This is a genomic window from Nocardia colli, assembly GCF_008704205.1.
Taxonomy (GTDB): domain Bacteria; phylum Actinomycetota; class Actinomycetes; order Mycobacteriales; family Mycobacteriaceae; genus Nocardia; species Nocardia colli.
Genome location: NZ_VXLC01000003.1, coordinates 542,294 through 556,776 on the forward strand (window position 1 = coordinate 542,294; position 14,483 = coordinate 556,776).

A 14,483-nucleotide genomic window follows, 5' to 3' on the forward strand; every position below is an offset into this window, starting at 1 on the left:
CGGCCGTGCGAGGCGCGCGGTGAAGGGCCGCTGGGTGACGCGGCGATTGTCACTAGGCGGCCTCGATGGCAGCAGGCATCCCCGGTCGCGCAGGTGGGTGGTACCTCTTGACACACCTATTATGGTGGACACCATAATCAGGTACGGGTTCGTGTGAATCGGGTTTGCACCGAAACATTCTCGTGAACCCACCGTTGCCCTGTGCATCGAAGGAGCCGCTGATGTCCGTCGCCGATCTCCAACTGGAGACGATTGACCTGGTCCAGGACGGTCGGGTGCTCACGGCACGGGTCGTCGCGCCGCCGCTGAACTTCGCCACGCCTGAGTTCGTTCGCGATCTGGATGTGCTGACCGCTGCGGTCGACGCCGACGACACCGTCGGCGCGGTTGTACTGACTGGCGGGCTGCCCGGCCGGTTCCTCACCCACGCGGACCCGAGCGCGCTCACCGGGATGATCGAATTGCCGCATCCCTTCATTCCGGCGCGGGTCGCGGCGCCGTTCCTGCGGTTCGGCGATCTGGCGATGCGGTTGCCCGGTGCGACCCGCCTCGCGCAACGTTTCGGTGGCGGGCTCGGCGCGGGACTGGTGTGGGGGCATCGGTGGAAGAAGACCACGTTGCGGATGAACCGGTCCGGGGCCGTGTACCTGGCGGCGATCAACGGTCCCGCGCTCGGCGGCGGTCATGAGATCGCGCTGTCCTGCGACCTGCGCTATGCCGCCGACGCAGACCACGTCAAACTCGGTCAGATCGAGACGCTGGCGAACCTGATCCCGGGCGGTGGCGGAACTCAGCGCCTGTCCCGACTGCTGGGTGCGGCCAAGGCGATTGAGGTGACTCTCGAAGGAGCGCCGCTGTCCGCGCAGGAAGGTTACCGACTGGGTCTGGTCCATCGGCTGCTTCCGGAAGATCAGCTCCTTGCCGAAACCCAAGCGACCGCAGCACGATTGGCTACCCGCAACCCGGTCGTCGTCCAAGAAGCCAAGCGCGCCATCTACTTCGGCACCGACAAGTCATTGTCCCGCGGCCTCGATCGTGAACAGGCCGGGTTCATCTCCGCGGGCACCACCCCGGCGGCCACCCGCACCACGAAAGCTTTCTTCGAGGATCTCGAACGCTTCGGCGACACCCCGTTCCTCAGCAACTTGAAGCCCTGGCTCGATGGCACCCGCGTCGACCAGGTCAGCGAATGAACGCGGCGCCGGCCGGTGCGGAGACCGCGCAGGGGGAATGGCACAAGACCGCCTGCATCCTGTGCGAGAACAACTGCGGCCTGCTGATCCAGCTCGATGATCGCCGCTTCGCCAAGATCCGCGGCGACAAGGAGCACGTCGCCTCCGCCGGGTACACCTGCAACAAGGCGCTGCGCCTGGACCACTATCAGAACGGTGGCGCCCGGCTGACCACCCCGCTGCGCCGCGAAAGCGACGGTAGTTTCACCGAGATCGATTGGGACACCGCGATTTCCGAGATCGCCACGCGCCTGACCGAGGTGCAGCGGCGACACGGCGGTGACAAGATCTTCTACTATGGCGGCGGGGGACAGGGCAACCACCTCGGCGGCGCATACAGCGGAGCCCTGCGTCGAGCCGTCGGCGCGCGCTACCGATCCAGCGCCTTGGCCCAGGAGAAGACCGGCGAAGGCTGGGTCGACGGGCATCTCACCGGCAGCCACACCACCGGCGACTTCGAGCACGCCGAGGTGTCGGTGTTCCTCGGCAAGAACCCCTGGCAGTCGCACGGCGTCCCGCGCGCCCGCACGGTATTGCAGCAGATCGCCAAGGATTCCGCGCGCAGCATGATCGTGCTCGACCCGGTGCGCACCGAAACCGCCGACCTCGCCGACTTCCACCTGCAACTGCGCCCCGGCACCGACGCCTGGTGCCTGTCCGCGATCCTCGGCGTCCTGGTGCAGGACGACCTGATCGACCATGCCTTCCTCGCCGAGCACACCACCGACTCCGCTGCCGTGCTGCGCGAACTGTCCGGCATCGATATCACCGCCTACGCAGAGATCTGCGGTGTCCCAGAGGATTTGGTGCGCGCTGCGGCGCGGCGCATCGGGACCGCGGGCAGTGTCGCCACCTATGAAGACCTCGGCGTGCAGCAGAGCCCCAACAGCACGCTCATCTCCTATCTGAACAAGCTGCTCTGGCTGCTCACCGGAAACTTCGCCAAACCCGGTGCCATGCACCCGCATTCGTGGATGGCGCCGCTGGCCGGATACAGCCGCGATATCAAACGCACGCCGGTGACCGGTGCGCCGATCCTGGGCGGCATGGTGCCGTGCAACTCGATCGCGGAGGAAATCCTCACCGACCATCCCGACCGCTTCCGGGCGATGATCGTCGAATCATCCAATCCGGCACACTCACTCGCCGATTCGGCCAAGTTCCGGCAGACGCTCGACGCGCTCGACCTGGTCGTTGTGCTCGACGTGGCCTTCACCGAGACGGCCAGGTGCGCGGATTATGTGCTGCCCGCCGCAAGCCAATTCGAGAAGTGGGAAGCCACCTTCTTCAATCTCGAGTTCCCGCACAACACCTTTCACCTGCGTGCACCCGTTCTCGATCCGTTGCCGGGCACGCTGGCCGAGCCGGAGATCTACGCCAGGCTGTTGCGCCGGCTCGGCGCGGTCGGTCGCGGCAAACTCGCCGTGCTGCGGGCGGCGGCGAAACTCGGTCGCGGCCCGTACAAATGGACGTTCGCCGCCCTGCTGGCCACGGATAAGTCGCTCGCCGGCCTCGCGCCGTACGTGCTGTACGAGACGCTCGGCCCGACCCTGCCGGACAACGCCCGCTCCGCCGCGGTGCTGTGGGGACTCGCCCAACGCGTCGCCAAGGTCTATCCGGCCGCGATGCGCCGGGCCGGGCACCGCAGCGCGGACGCGCTCTTCGACGCGATCCTCGCGGGCCGCTCCGGGGTCACCTTCACCATCGACGACTACGCCGACGCGTGGGACTACCTGCCGTATCCCGACAAACGAATCCCCTTGGCAATACCGGACTTACTGCACGCGCTGCGCGACCTCGCTACTACACCAGCCACCCACACCAGTGCCGAATTCCCGTTCGTCCTCGCGGCAGGAGAGCGCCGCGCGTTCACCGCCAACACAATCTTCCGCGACAACACCTGGCGGCATCGCGACCCGAACGGTTCCCTGCGCCTCAACCCGGACGACGCCGCTGACCTCGGCCTCACCACCGGCGACCGAGCCCGCATCACCACCAGCCGCGGCACCGCCGTCTCGTCCGTGGAAATCAACGACCGTATGCAACCGGGCCACGCGTCACTGCCCAACGGTCTCGGCCTGGACCTCCCGGACGGCGACGGCACCCAGCGCACCGGCGTTGCCGCCAACGAGCTGACCGACGTCACCTGGCGCGACGCCTTCGCCGGCACCCCATGGCACAAACACGTTCCGGCCCGCATCGAGCGACTCGAGGAGGTCTGAGACCGCGACTCATGTTGCCGCACAATGGTTGTCGTGCCGAGAGAATCCGTAGGCGATTCGAACCGGAGTGAACCGCGACATCGAACACCCCGGCCGCGACCGTGTCTCCATTGACACGGTCGCGACCGGGGTGTTCGCGCGAGGGCGTCGTTCGCGAGCCCCTCATCGACTCGCGAAGCGCACCGGATTAGTGCGCGTTGCCCTGAACGTCGATGCCGCGGGTGGCGAGCCAGGGGAGCGGGTCGATCGGCTCGCCGCTGGGCAGGTGGATTTCGTAGTGCAGGTGCGGGCCGGTGGAGAAGCCGCGGTTGCCGACGGTGGCGATGATGTCGCCCGCGCGGACCTGCTGGCCGACGGTGGCCAGGATGTCGTTGACGTGGCCGTAGATGCCGATGGTGCCGTCGTCCTGCTGCACCCGCACCCACATGCCGAAGCCGCTGGCCGGGCCGGCCTCGATCACGACGCCGTCGGTGACCGCGGCGATCGGCGTGCCGATCGGGTCGGCCAGGTCCAGGCCCGCGTGCAGTGCGCCCCAGCGCACGCCGAAGGTGGAGGTCAGGATGCCCGCGATGGGGCGAACCGTCTTGGGCCGGGCGGCTTCGACGGCGAGGCGGTGCTGCTCCCACACGACGTTGTCCGGCACGGTCTGCGGCATCTGCGCTTCGCGCGGGGTGAAGGCGGTGAACATCGCCTGCGTGGCCACGTCGGCGTCGGCGGAGGCGAGCTTTCCGGTGGTCATTTGGCCGGAGGTCGGGTGCTGGTCGGCGGCGGCGAGGACACCGAGCGAGGCGCTGACGACGGCGGACACGGCCACCGCGCGGGTGGCGGCACGGTGGCGTCGAGTCCGGGTCGCGCCCCGACGAGAATATAACGGAACGGTCACGGGCATGGAACGAACGTACGGGAGGCTCATGCGGGTTTCGCAATCGTGTGGTTACCGTCACAGTGGTGCGAAAGCCCAGTTCAAGTATTACAACTGTGTAACGCAAGTGCACTCGTCGCGTGTTCACCTGGGGAAATTCCGAATTGCGCCGAGTTGACCAAATGGTCGCTCGGTGATCACACTATTTCAGTGGCCACTAACGGAGTCCGCGCCCTCATGGCGCTGTCCGACCCAACCCGCCGCGCCATCTTCGAGGCGCTCCCGCAAGCCCCGCGCGCGGTCGGTGAACTGGCCGAACTCACCGGCATAACCAGCTCCGCCGTCTCCCAGCACCTACGCGTCCTGCGCGAGGCCCGCCTCGTGATGATGCGCCCCGACGGCAACCGCCGCCTCTACTCCCTCGACCCCCGCGGCCTAGGCGACGCCCGCGACTACCTCGACCAGTTCTGGCCCAGCGCCCTAGCCGCCTACGCCGCCGCCCTCCAAACCGCCCGCACCGACGCCGCCCTCTAACCGAAACCACCTCTCCCACTGGTCATTCCACGCCCCGCTGCTGGTGAACGGGACTCTGCTGAGCGCGCACTCGCGATTCAGCTCGGCGGCGTCCTGTTGGTTGCGCCGCCCACGACCGGCGGCGTGATCAGCGGGACATGATGAGGGCGTACTCGCGTTTTGCCTCAGGGATGCCCCGTTAGCGGCGTGTGGCGTGGTGAAACGGGACATCGCTGAGGGCGCACCAGCGATTTGGCTCGGTGATGTCCCGTTGGTGAGCTGAACGGTGGCGCATTTGGGGTGAGCTGAATGCCGGGGACGCTCGAGGTGCTGATTGCAGTCGGTCGACCCGGTCGAGCAGGAGCTCGGCCAGGTGAAGCGTCGTGGATGTGGTTGTCGCGCAGCGAGGCTGACGGTGGGTGGGACCGTCAGCCGACGCGGCGGTAGGGGGTGCGGCGGGATTGGGTGCCGGTGCCGGGCCAGTTTCGCTTGTCGATCTGCTTGTCGACGGCGGCGATCACCTCGGTGACGCCGATGCGGAGCAGGCCGGGGTCGGTGGTGTCGGCGTCGGGGTCGCCGAGTTGGCCGGCCCAGAGGACGGCGTGCCGGTTGAGCAGGTGCGGGGGCGGTCCACCCCAGCGCGGCGGTGTCGGGCCGAAGATGAGGACGGTGCGGGTGCCGAACGCGGTGGCGAGATGGGCGACGCCGGTGTCGCCGCTGATCACCAGACCGGCCTCGGCGATGGTGGCGGCCAGTTCGATCAGGTTCTGTTCGCCGGCGAGGACCCGGCCGATCGGCAGACCCGCGCGGGCCGCGATGTTCAGCGCGATCTCACGCTCGTATTCGTTCCCGGTCAGCACCACCTCGCGACCGAGCACCAGCAGATGCCGGACGACCGCGGCGAACCGATCGGGCGGCCAGCGCCGAGCCGGCGCACCCGCGCCGACATGCACGACTACACAGTCGCGATGACTGGTGGTCGACACCGGCGGCACCAGGCCGAGGTTGCGCCGATCCGCGACGATCCCGTCGGATTCGAGCAGATGGCACCAGCGGTCCACATCGTGCATGTCCGTCTGCCACTCCGGCCCGGACAGCTCGGGAAACGCCGGATTGCGGTAGCTGAGGATCCGGCCCGGATTCGTCTTCTCCAGCTGCACAATGCTTTCGGTGCTCGGCCCGTGCAGATTGACGGCGAGTTGCGGACCGGGCGCGTCCCAGCGGAGGCCACCGATTTCGGCGGTCGGGATCATCGCGTCCACCGACGCGATCAGGTCGACGATCGGCTTGAGCCGGTGCGGTGCGGCGAGCACGATGTGATCGTGCGGCTTGGCACGGCGCAGCGCACGAAGCGCCGGGACCCCGGTCAGTAGATCGCCAAGGCCCCGTGCCTGCAGCACGAGTACAACCGCCACCCTCTTCTCCTAGCCACCCGGGACTCACGATTTCCGACCCACCCGTTTCACCCCATGGGCGTACACGACGAGAGTCACTTAGGGATGACTACCCGGGCCAAACCGTCGATAAACCCCGCTAGCGATCGCCCGGTGTGCGTTGGCGCACTAACCTCGTGACATGACCTCCCGGCTCAACCCGTACCTCAGTTTCGGCGACACGGCCCGCGCAGCTCTGGAGTTCTATCGAGACGTGTTCGGCGGCACCCTGACCATCAGTACGTTCAGCGAATTCAGCGATGCCGACGCCCCCGGCGCGGACCTGGTCATGCACGGCATCCTGGAGACCCCGAGCGGCTTCACTTTGATGGCCGCAGACACCCCGCCCGGCATGGAATACAAACCAGGAAGCAGCATTTCGATCAGCCTCAGCGGTGAGGACGCGGCCGAACTGCACGGCTACTGGGACCGGCTGGCGGAGGCGGGCACGGTGTCGGTGCCGTTGGAACGGCAGATGTGGGGCGACGAGTTCGGCCTGTGCCAGGACCGGCACGGCATCACCTGGATGGTGAACATCGTGGCGCCCGCAGCGGCGAATTCAGGCGGGCCCGCGGTTGGCGAATCGGGCGTTTAGCCGGACGTCGCCGCCGTACCGGCGGATAATTCGATGGGTAAGCCCACTGGACTTGCGAGTTGCGTGGGCAAATGTCCAGGAAACCCTACTGGCAAGGCATAACATCAAATTATGACGACAAACAGCGTGCTCGAGGGTCCTTTGCAGTCTCTTGCCCGCAGTGCGTGGCAAACCGTTCTGGTCACCGGTTTACTTTCGGTGATCCTCGGTGTGATCATTCTGGCCTGGCCCGGCGTGACTCTGCTGGCGGCGGGCGTCCTGTTCGGTATCTATCTGGTGGTCAGCGGTTTCCTGCAACTGATGGCCGCGTTCGGCGCACCGGCCAGCACCGGGATGCGGGTGCTGGCCTTCATCAGCGGTGTGCTGTCCATCGCGATCGGTGTCTTCTGCTTCCGCGACGAGCTGACTTCGATTCTGCTGCTGGCGATCTGGATCGGCATCGGCTGGCTGTTCCGCGGGGTCTCCGCGGTGGTGATCGCGGTGTCCGAGCCGGCCGTGCCCGGGCGCTGGCTGGCCGTGTTCTTCGGCGTGATCACCGTGATCGCGGGCATCGTGTTGATCGCCTGGCCGCTGACCTCGGTGGCGACCCTGGCGATCGTGGTCGGTGTCTGGTTGATCGTGCTCGGCATCATGGAGGTCATCCTGGCGTTCGGAATTCGCAAGGACGCCAAGGCGATCCACACCGGTATCTGACGGAATCACCCGGCCCGCGGCCGCCACGTCGAATCGGCGTGGCGGCCGCCGCGTTATATGTCGAACAGCGTTTGCCCGAGGTAGCCGCCCGGCGACGGCACGCCCGGCGGGATGACGAACACCGATGAGCCCACCGGAGTGGTCCACACGTTGAGGGCGTCGAACTCCGCGAGTCGCTGTTGGACCGGCAGGAATTGGGCGTCCACGTCGCGCTGGTAGGCGGCGAAGAGCAGGCCCGAATTCGAGATCTGGCCCGGTGCGGGGGCATCGTCGTAGTTGTAGCCGCGGCGCAGGAACCGTTCGCCGTCGTGCGTGTGGTGCGCGCGGGCGATGTGCGAGGACGGCGGGATGACCGGGATGCCGTTCTCGTCGACGGCCGCGAAATCCGGTTCGTCGAATTCCTTGCTGCCGGTCAGTGGGGCGCCGTTGGCGACGGTGCGGCCGACTGTGAGCTCCCTTCCCTCCTGGTCGATTTCGTCCCAGGTGTCGAGGGTCATCGTGATTCGGCGTAGGACGCAGGAGGTTCCGCCCGCGAGCCAGGGTTGGATGGTGCCGTCGTCCCATACGAGTCGATCGAAATCGGTTCCGGGGGTGATGTTTACGGTGCCGTCGACTTGGCCCATCAGGTTGCGTGGGGTGCGGCCGGGTTCGGCGTTGCGGAAGCCGCGTTGCACCCAGCGGACGCTGACCAGTGAGGACACGCTCCGGCACAGCACGCGGACCGCGTGCGACACCGTGGTCGCCTCGTCCGCGCAGACTTGTAGCAGCAGATCGCCGTCGCTCCAAGCGGATTCGAGTCGATCGATGGCGAACGGCGGCAGCGGTCGAAGCCAGGACGGACGCCGGTGTTCGAGACCAGAGACGGTGAACACCTTGGGGCCGAAGCCAACCGTGATGGTGAGCCGGGCCGGGCGTTGCGCCAGTTCGGGTTCCGTGTCGGCCAAGGCCGGGTGGCCCTGGGTGAGACGGGCGGCGTCGCCGGTCCAGATCTTCAGGATGCCGACGAGATCCTCCTTGGCGACACCCGGTTTCAGATCGAACGCGACGAAGGCCGCTTGGGACTGCGGGTCCGTGGCGATCCCGGATTGGTGTGTGCCGTAGAACGGTTCGATCGCCGGCCGAGGTACATCCTCACGATGCGCGAGTACGCCAGCGCCCCAACCGATCCCGGCCGCCCCCGCCGCGACGGCGCCGCCCCCGAGCAGGCGCCGTCGATTGAGCCGTCCCGGGCTGGTCTCAGCCACCGTGGGCCGGCGCCTGCGCACCGCTCGCGTGATCGGGCGCGTAATTCTCCTGGTTGCCCGAGAAATCGCGCACCTGGGCGGTGAACGTGGTCGTCGACCCGTCGTCGAAGGTCAGCGTGACCGGAGTTTCCGTCCCGGTCCGCAACGGACCGGTGAGCCCCATGAACATGATGTGATCGCCGCCCGGCCGCAACTCCGCCTTCCCGTGCGCCGGAATCACGAACCCGCCTGCCTTGGGCCGCATCGTCTTGGTGCCGCCCGCGTCCGCGACCACCTCGTGCAGTTCGACCCGGCCCGACGCCGGGCTCGTAGCCGACACCACCGTGCGTGCTTTGTCGCTCGAGTTGTTCAGCTCACCGAACGCCGCCGACATGTCACCGTCGGCCGCCTTGACCCACTGGTCTTTGATCGTCACCGAATCGGCGGCACGAGTCTCCGCTTTGTCGTTGGACGAACAGGCGACAAGGAGCAGTGGAAGTGCCAAAGCCGCCGCAGCGCCGCGCAGAAGGCGTGATGAGCGGCCGCGTGCTGAGTTGCTGGTGAGAGTGAACATGAAGATCTCCGATCGTGGGGAATGTGTTGTCGCGGTGCGAGTTCCGCACCGCCGTCGGCGGGAGGAGTCGGTCGACGCAAACCTGGCTCACGCGTGCGCGGATCGACAGGCAACTCGGCCGGCGCAGCCGAGTCCGACACCGGCGGTGTTGTTCGCCTGCTGCCGTGCTGCCGGATTAATCGCCACCGGCTTGCTGATTGACTGAGCGCCAGCTTGCCGCCCACCTGCGTGCAGGCTTGCCGAGTTGCCGTTGCCGAGCGGTCAAGGAAGCGCGGTGCACGAACCTCGCCCTGTACTGCGCAAGGTTCCATGCGTGTCCGTCGACCCGAGTTGCCCTGGTTGGACCGCTGCGCCTATGTGTTCGCTCAGCTGTACTCGAATCGCCGCATCATCCACTTACGAGGTCGGTACTCGGGGCGACCCCGTCCCTCCATCGAGTGACGATGGCCCGATACCCGAATCAACAGCTGCGCAGCGCAATCGGTGTGGCCGCGGATAATCGCTTGTCGCCATGAATTATCCGCAGACTTGATCAGCCATCGGCCGGCTCAACAACGTCGCGCATTGGACGCAGAGCAAGTTTGGCTTTCGACGTAGGCCGCTCGCTGTAGTGCTGCACGGTATCGCGCGGAATGCATTGTGCGACAGCGCAACTTGCCGGTCGCTCGTTGCCGGTGGTAAGCGCCGATCAGTGGTGCTGTGGTGGCCCGCGAAGTCCGAATCCGGAGCTGAACAGCAGCCGCCGCGGCGCAGTGAGCGGGCCGACGGGAACTGCGTAGTCGAAGACGAAGGGTGCGGCGGGGCGAGTGCTGATTACTCGCACGGCGCGGTTCGCGGCCGAAACAGCTCTCCCGAAGCCGATCTCGGCACCGCGGATGAGCAACGCCCCGACCGGGACAGCGGCCAGGTGTGCCGCGAGCATGATCGAAGTCATCCCGGCACTGTGGTGATGCCCGGGCGACATCGTCAGCGCGAGATGCCCGACCGCCTGCCCGATAGCCAGCAGCACCATCACCTCGGCAACACCGAAACGAGGCCGCCGCGCACCGACAACCACGCCGACAACCGTGCACGCGGCGATCAGCAAACCAATCGAAGACTGACCAGGGGAGACAACACCACCACCAATGGCATGCGCCGCAATACTCACCGCCCCGGACGCGGAACCGACGAACGCACCACGCAACCGCGCCGTAGCCTCCGCCGATGTTCGCACCGAGCCATACTACTTCCGGTCGTAGGTCCAGATAGCACCGGTGGCAGCAGCCGTCCGCCACGCGAAGACAAGGGTGCGTACCACCTACACCAGCACCGGCAGCAGTTCTGGCCGCTTGGCTTCCTGCCCGGTCCCAGAGGACTCGCCCCGCAGCCGTCGCCCGATCCACGGCGCGAGGTAGCGGGTGGCCCAGCGAAATTCCGTCGTCACCGTTTCGGTGAGCGAGCGATTGACCGCAGGCAACGGCTCGAGCCAGGTGTCGTCAGCGCCAGGAACCTCGAGTGCGGCGGCGAGTGCGCGGGCGACGATGTCGTGGCCGATCGGGCTCAGGTGCAGCCGGTCTTCGTCCCACGCGGCGGGATGGGTCGCGGCCAGCACCGGTTCGAAGTCGACGAGGGTGACGCCGGTGCGGGCGGCGAGGGCGCGCAGGTCGGCGTTGAGGGTGTGTACGCGGCCGGAGAGAGGGCGGGCGAAGGGGGCGATGGCGCCGATGTCGGGGAAGGTGAACGTGACGACTCGAGCACCGGCAGCGGTGAGCGCGGTGAACATCGCCTCGATATCGGCGAGCAGCCCGGCGCGATCGAAACGCGGCCGGATGATGTCGTTCATACCGGCAACCACGGTGGCGAGGTCCGGTTTCAGCGCGCGGGCGGGGGCGAGCTGCTCGGCGCGGATCTCGGCGGCGCGCCGGCCGCGGACGGCGAGGTTGGCGTACTGCAGGGCCGGGTCGGCGGTGGCGAGCAGAGTGGCGAACCGGTCGGCCCAGCCGCGGTAACCGCCGTTGCCGTCGGGATCGCCGATGCCTTCGGTCTGGCTGTCGCCGAGGGCGACGAAACGGGCGAATGCGGGTCCTCGGGTCGGCTCCACGTCGAGCTCCTGCGGTGTGCGTCGGTGGAATGCCCTACTGGCGCTCCGATTTTCGAGCCATCGTCGCACGCGTTCAGAGCGGCCGGAATCCCGACCCGACGCCGCCACCTTGATCGATATCCTCCAGGACCATGCCGATCTGGGTGGCCACGGCGGGATCGTGCAGCGGTGCGACCGGCGGGTGGCAGACCATGTCGAACACGGTGACGCCGACCATTTTCACGCCGATGTGCCCGACATTCATGCCGACCAGCCGATCGCCGATGGTGACCGGTCCGCCGGAATCGCCCGGCTGGGAACAGGATTGGTTCTGGAACCACCATCGATGCGTGTCCCACACGACGCCGCAGTTGTAGCCGGAGGTCCGCCCGTTCTTGCACACCACGTCACCCTGTTGCGGCGGTGCGCCGATGCCGCCGATCAGTGTGGCGGCGACCTGACGGACCGGTGTGACCTTGGCGCGATCGAATTCGAGCACCGCGTAGTCGTCGAGATGGTCGACGGCCGCGACGGTGCCGAGGACGCCCGCGTCCGGCACCCGCTCGGACCGCACCGACATGCCGACCTCCGTGCAGTGTCCCGCGGTGAGTCCCACCAGGCGGTCCGCGCGGTCGTAGCCGATCGTGGTCAGCGTGCACACGCCGCGGCCGAGCAGGATTCCGGAACCGCCGCCGAGTGGCACGCTGGGTGCCGCGGTGGCGACGCCTTGCAGGCCGACCGCGGCGAACGTCATCGCCGCGACAGCGAGGGTCAGTCGAATCCCGAACCGTTTCAGAGCGACCACGTCGTACCCTTCATCCGGGGGATGGTGCAGGTCACGAACATTTGTGCACGCTAGCGGTGGAGACGATCCGATTCTTTCAGACCGACCGGTTTCTACGGCGGCGCATCACCGTTCCGTGATCAGATCTTGGGCGAAGCGCAACCACGCCGGTTAGTCCCGCAGGGGAAGCCGGTTAGCTCTGTTGCGCACCAACGGCATGATCGGGCAGATCGGGCCCGGCAGTCGCGACGGGCTCGGCCTGTTCTCGGTGCCCCTGTCCTGCGGCGGCGTCTACTGGATGCACAACGGCGGCCGGTTCGGCTACATCACCGAAATCGGCGTGACCGAGGATGGTCGCCGCAGCGTCGTCGTATCCATGTCCACGGCCCTGCAAGCCGGTGCAGACTTCACCCACAGCAAGGGATTCGAGCAAGAGCGCGCGGTCACCGCGCTGGTCGATCACGCACTCTGCGCCGAATGAACCCGTACCTCAGAGGAATTCGGCAAGATGCGCGAGCAGCGCCTCGGGCCGTTCCTCGGCGATGAAGTGCCCGCAGTCGGGGATCGCGGCGCCCCGCACGTCTTCGGCGTAGGCGCGCCAGATCTCCAGTGCCGGAATATCTTCGAGGAAGCTGGCCGCGCCCCACAGGGCGAGCACCGGCATGGTGAGCCGATGGCCCGCGTTCGTGTGGTCGTGCTCGGCGTCCAGCGCGGCGGCGCGGTAGTCGTCGAAGCCCGCGCGCAGAGCGCCGGGAGTGCTGAAGGCGCGGATGTATTCGTCGATGGCTTCACCGGGCAGCCCGTGCCGGTTGACCGTCCAGGTTTCGAAGAAGTAACGGAGATAGCCGGGAATGTCATGGCCGACAAGACGTTCCGGCAGGTCCGGTTGTAGGTGGAACAGCCAATGGAAGTAGCGGCGGCCGAGCGCGGCGTCCATCCGCCGCCAAGTTTCCCTGGTCGGAATGATGTCGAGCACGGCGAGCTTGCGGACCTGATCCGGGCGATCCAGCGCCCAGCGGTGCGCCACCCGCGCACCGCGATCGTGCCCGACGACCGCCGCCGAGGTGAAACCGAGCGACTCGATCAGCGTGGCCACGTCGGCGGCCATGCTGCGTTTGTCGTAGCCCGTGGTCGGCTTGTCGGTGTACCCGTAACCGCGCAGGTCAGGGGCGATCACGGTGTGCCGCTCGGCCAACGCGGGCAGGACCTTGCGCCAGCAGTAACCGGTCTGTGGCCAACCGTGCAGCAACACCAGCGCCGGGCCCGAACCGGCGCGGCGGTAGTGCATATGAATGCCGTTCACGGTGGCGACCCCGCGGCTGATCTCGACCATAGGAGCATTCTCGGTCCGCCCGGGCGGCGACGGCGGCGGAATCGGGTCAACTGCCTCGGCTAGCTGCGAATGTTGCGGCGGGGGAGGGACTCCGGGGTGTTCGCCGTCGGGGTCGTCATGCGGTGGGGGACACGGTTGTCGAGGTTGTCGGCGCGACGGTTGTGGTCGGCGCGGGGGTGGTCGAGATGGTGACGGTCGGCGCGATCGTGGTCGTTACGGGAGGCGCGGTTGTCGGTAGCTGGGGTTCCGGGCAGACGCCGGTTTGTTCGCCGATGCTGTTGATTTCCGCATTGGCGCGGGGGTCGCCTGCGTAGTTGATGCGGTCGGTGCATTTGACGTAGTTGTCGGCGGGCGGCTGCTGTGGTTCGGGGCAGACGCCGGTTTCTTCGCCGAGCGTGTTGATTTCGGCGTTCGCGCGGGGGTCGCCTGTGTAGTTGATGCGGTCGGTGCACTTGACGTAGTCGTTGGCCGGCGGTTGGGCGGCCGCTGTTCGCGGGACTGCGGCAGGTGCCGGCTGCCCAGGGGCGGGTTGGGTGGGTGTGGGTTTGCCGCTGGTCGCTGTCGTGGTCAAGGGGGAGCTCGCGACGGGAGTTCTTGTGGCAGCAGGCTTGTCGGTGCTGCCCGAGGAACATCCGGTGAGCGCGAGGACTATTGCCGCCAGCGTGAGTAAGGCTGCCGCAAAGCTCTTTCGGGTGGATAAGTGCACGGGTCTCGTGCGGAACATGTCTCCTCCTGGTAGGCCGAGTAGATCGCGAACTACTGTGCGGCCGTGGCGGTTCGGCGTGCGTCGAGCTGGCGGCGCGCTATCGACCAGCCGATCGACACGATCGCACCGATCGGGTTCGGGTCGGCGGGCAAGGATGCACTGACCGCGGGCTGTGGAAGGCGCGCATCGCGCGTGCCGAGCCGAGAATGCCACCGAGGCACGGGTAACGCGTGGTCATGGCCATAACGCCG

15 protein-coding genes are annotated in these 14,483 nt (G+C 67.3%); 6 read left to right on the forward strand and 9 right to left on the reverse strand.

Annotated elements, in window-relative coordinates:
* The first annotated feature begins 221 nt into the window (after window positions 1–221).
* Together F3087_RS09235 and F3087_RS09240 are read left to right on the forward strand one after the other, a co-directional pair.
* Entirely contained in the window at window positions 222–1,193 is a 972-nt protein-coding gene (locus F3087_RS09235; protein WP_150401423.1) for an enoyl-CoA hydratase/isomerase family protein, read from the forward strand.
* On the forward strand, window positions 1,190–3,454 hold the full coding sequence (locus tag F3087_RS09240; RefSeq protein WP_150401424.1) for a molybdopterin-dependent oxidoreductase: 2,265 nt from the start codon (window positions 1,190–1,192) through the stop codon (window positions 3,452–3,454). The genes F3087_RS09235 and F3087_RS09240 overlap by 4 nt, the downstream gene beginning before the upstream one ends.
* A gap of 187 nt (window positions 3,455–3,641) precedes the next feature.
* Here the strand turns inward: F3087_RS09240 and F3087_RS09245 are convergent, their stop codons facing one another.
* Window positions 3,642–4,343: a M23 family metallopeptidase gene (locus tag F3087_RS09245; protein WP_191093862.1), complete on the reverse strand. Its 702-nt coding sequence runs from the start codon at window positions 4,341–4,343 to the stop codon at window positions 3,642–3,644.
* A 210-nt stretch (window positions 4,344–4,553) separates the two neighbouring features.
* Here F3087_RS09245 and F3087_RS09250 point away from each other — a divergent pair, with 210 nt between their 5' ends.
* Window positions 4,554–4,850, forward strand: a complete 297-nt coding sequence (locus F3087_RS09250; RefSeq protein ID WP_223885019.1) for an ArsR/SmtB family transcription factor — start codon at window positions 4,554–4,556, stop codon at window positions 4,848–4,850.
* 407 nt (window positions 4,851–5,257) lie between these two features.
* Here the strand turns inward: F3087_RS09250 and F3087_RS09255 are convergent, their stop codons facing one another.
* Complete coding sequence (locus F3087_RS09255; protein WP_150401426.1) at window positions 5,258–6,244, reverse strand: glycosyltransferase family 9 protein; 987 nt, start codon at window positions 6,242–6,244, stop codon at window positions 5,258–5,260.
* 160 nt (window positions 6,245–6,404) lie between these two features.
* Here F3087_RS09255 and F3087_RS09260 point away from each other — a divergent pair, with 160 nt between their 5' ends.
* Together F3087_RS09260 and F3087_RS09265 are read left to right on the forward strand one after the other, a co-directional pair.
* Window positions 6,405–6,857, forward strand: a complete 453-nt coding sequence (locus tag F3087_RS09260; protein WP_150401427.1) for a VOC family protein — start codon at window positions 6,405–6,407, stop codon at window positions 6,855–6,857.
* A 111-nt stretch (window positions 6,858–6,968) separates the two neighbouring features.
* Window positions 6,969–7,550 carry an HdeD family acid-resistance protein gene (locus tag F3087_RS09265; RefSeq protein ID WP_150401428.1) on the forward strand — a complete coding sequence of 194 codons (582 nt, stop codon included), beginning with the start codon at window positions 6,969–6,971 and terminating at the stop codon, window positions 7,548–7,550.
* A gap of 53 nt (window positions 7,551–7,603) precedes the next feature.
* Here F3087_RS09265 and F3087_RS09270 read toward each other — a convergent pair whose 3' ends face one another.
* The 5 genes from F3087_RS09270 to F3087_RS09290 all read right to left on the reverse strand — a co-directional run bounded on the left by F3087_RS09270 (window position 7,604) and on the right by F3087_RS09290 (window position 12,214).
* Window positions 7,604–8,794 (reverse strand): Dyp-type peroxidase, encoded by a 1,191-nt coding sequence (locus F3087_RS09270; protein WP_150401429.1) that lies wholly within the window; start codon window positions 8,792–8,794, stop codon window positions 7,604–7,606.
* Complete coding sequence (locus F3087_RS09275) at window positions 8,787–9,347, reverse strand: copper chaperone PCu(A)C (protein ID WP_150401430.1); 561 nt, start codon at window positions 9,345–9,347, stop codon at window positions 8,787–8,789. The genes F3087_RS09270 and F3087_RS09275 overlap by 8 nt, the downstream gene beginning before the upstream one ends.
* Before the next feature lie 688 nt (window positions 9,348–10,035).
* Window positions 10,036–10,563, reverse strand: a complete 528-nt coding sequence (locus tag F3087_RS09280) for a hypothetical protein (protein WP_223884942.1) — start codon at window positions 10,561–10,563, stop codon at window positions 10,036–10,038.
* A gap of 84 nt (window positions 10,564–10,647) precedes the next feature.
* Window positions 10,648–11,430, reverse strand: coding sequence for an SGNH/GDSL hydrolase family protein (locus F3087_RS09285; protein ID WP_150401431.1), 783 nt, complete (start codon window positions 11,428–11,430; stop codon window positions 10,648–10,650).
* A gap of 73 nt (window positions 11,431–11,503) precedes the next feature.
* On the reverse strand, window positions 11,504–12,214 hold the full coding sequence (locus F3087_RS09290; RefSeq protein WP_223884943.1) for a S1 family peptidase: 711 nt from the start codon (window positions 12,212–12,214) through the stop codon (window positions 11,504–11,506).
* 181 nt (window positions 12,215–12,395) lie between these two features.
* Between F3087_RS09290 and F3087_RS09295 the strand changes: the two genes are divergently transcribed.
* On the forward strand, window positions 12,396–12,674 hold the full coding sequence (locus F3087_RS09295; protein WP_150401432.1) for a hypothetical protein: 279 nt from the start codon (window positions 12,396–12,398) through the stop codon (window positions 12,672–12,674).
* Between the two features lie 9 nt (window positions 12,675–12,683).
* Here the strand turns inward: F3087_RS09295 and F3087_RS09300 are convergent, their stop codons facing one another.
* Complete coding sequence (locus F3087_RS09300; RefSeq protein WP_150401433.1) at window positions 12,684–13,526, reverse strand: alpha/beta fold hydrolase; 843 nt, start codon at window positions 13,524–13,526, stop codon at window positions 12,684–12,686.
* Window positions 13,527–13,641: 115 nt separating this feature from the next.
* Window positions 13,642–14,250, reverse strand: a complete 609-nt coding sequence (locus F3087_RS09305) for a hypothetical protein (protein WP_223884944.1) — start codon at window positions 14,248–14,250, stop codon at window positions 13,642–13,644.
* Window positions 14,251–14,483 lie beyond the last annotated feature (233 nt).

Excerpts from the sequence above, each read along its gene's own strand:
- F3087_RS09265 (WP_150401428.1), top strand. The coding sequence starts at position 6,969 with ATGACGACAAACAGCGTGCTCGAGGGTCCTTTGCAGTCTCTTGCCCGC.
- F3087_RS09260 (WP_150401427.1), top strand. The coding sequence starts at position 6,405 with ATGACCTCCCGGCTCAACCCGTACCTCAGTTTCGGCGACACGGCCCGC.
- F3087_RS09245 (WP_191093862.1), bottom strand. The coding sequence starts at position 4,343 with ATGCCCGTGACCGTTCCGTTATATTCTCGTCGGGGCGCGACCCGGACT.
- F3087_RS09235 (WP_150401423.1), top strand. The coding sequence starts at position 222 with ATGTCCGTCGCCGATCTCCAACTGGAGACGATTGACCTGGTCCAGGAC.
- F3087_RS09240 (WP_150401424.1), top strand. The coding sequence starts at position 1,190 with ATGAACGCGGCGCCGGCCGGTGCGGAGACCGCGCAGGGGGAATGGCAC.
- F3087_RS09300 (WP_150401433.1), bottom strand. The coding sequence starts at position 13,526 with ATGGTCGAGATCAGCCGCGGGGTCGCCACCGTGAACGGCATTCATATG.
- F3087_RS09305 (WP_223884944.1), bottom strand. The coding sequence starts at position 14,250 with ATGTTCCGCACGAGACCCGTGCACTTATCCACCCGAAAGAGCTTTGCG.
- F3087_RS09250 (WP_223885019.1), top strand. The coding sequence starts at position 4,554 with ATGGCGCTGTCCGACCCAACCCGCCGCGCCATCTTCGAGGCGCTCCCG.
- F3087_RS09275 (WP_150401430.1), bottom strand. The coding sequence starts at position 9,347 with ATGTTCACTCTCACCAGCAACTCAGCACGCGGCCGCTCATCACGCCTT.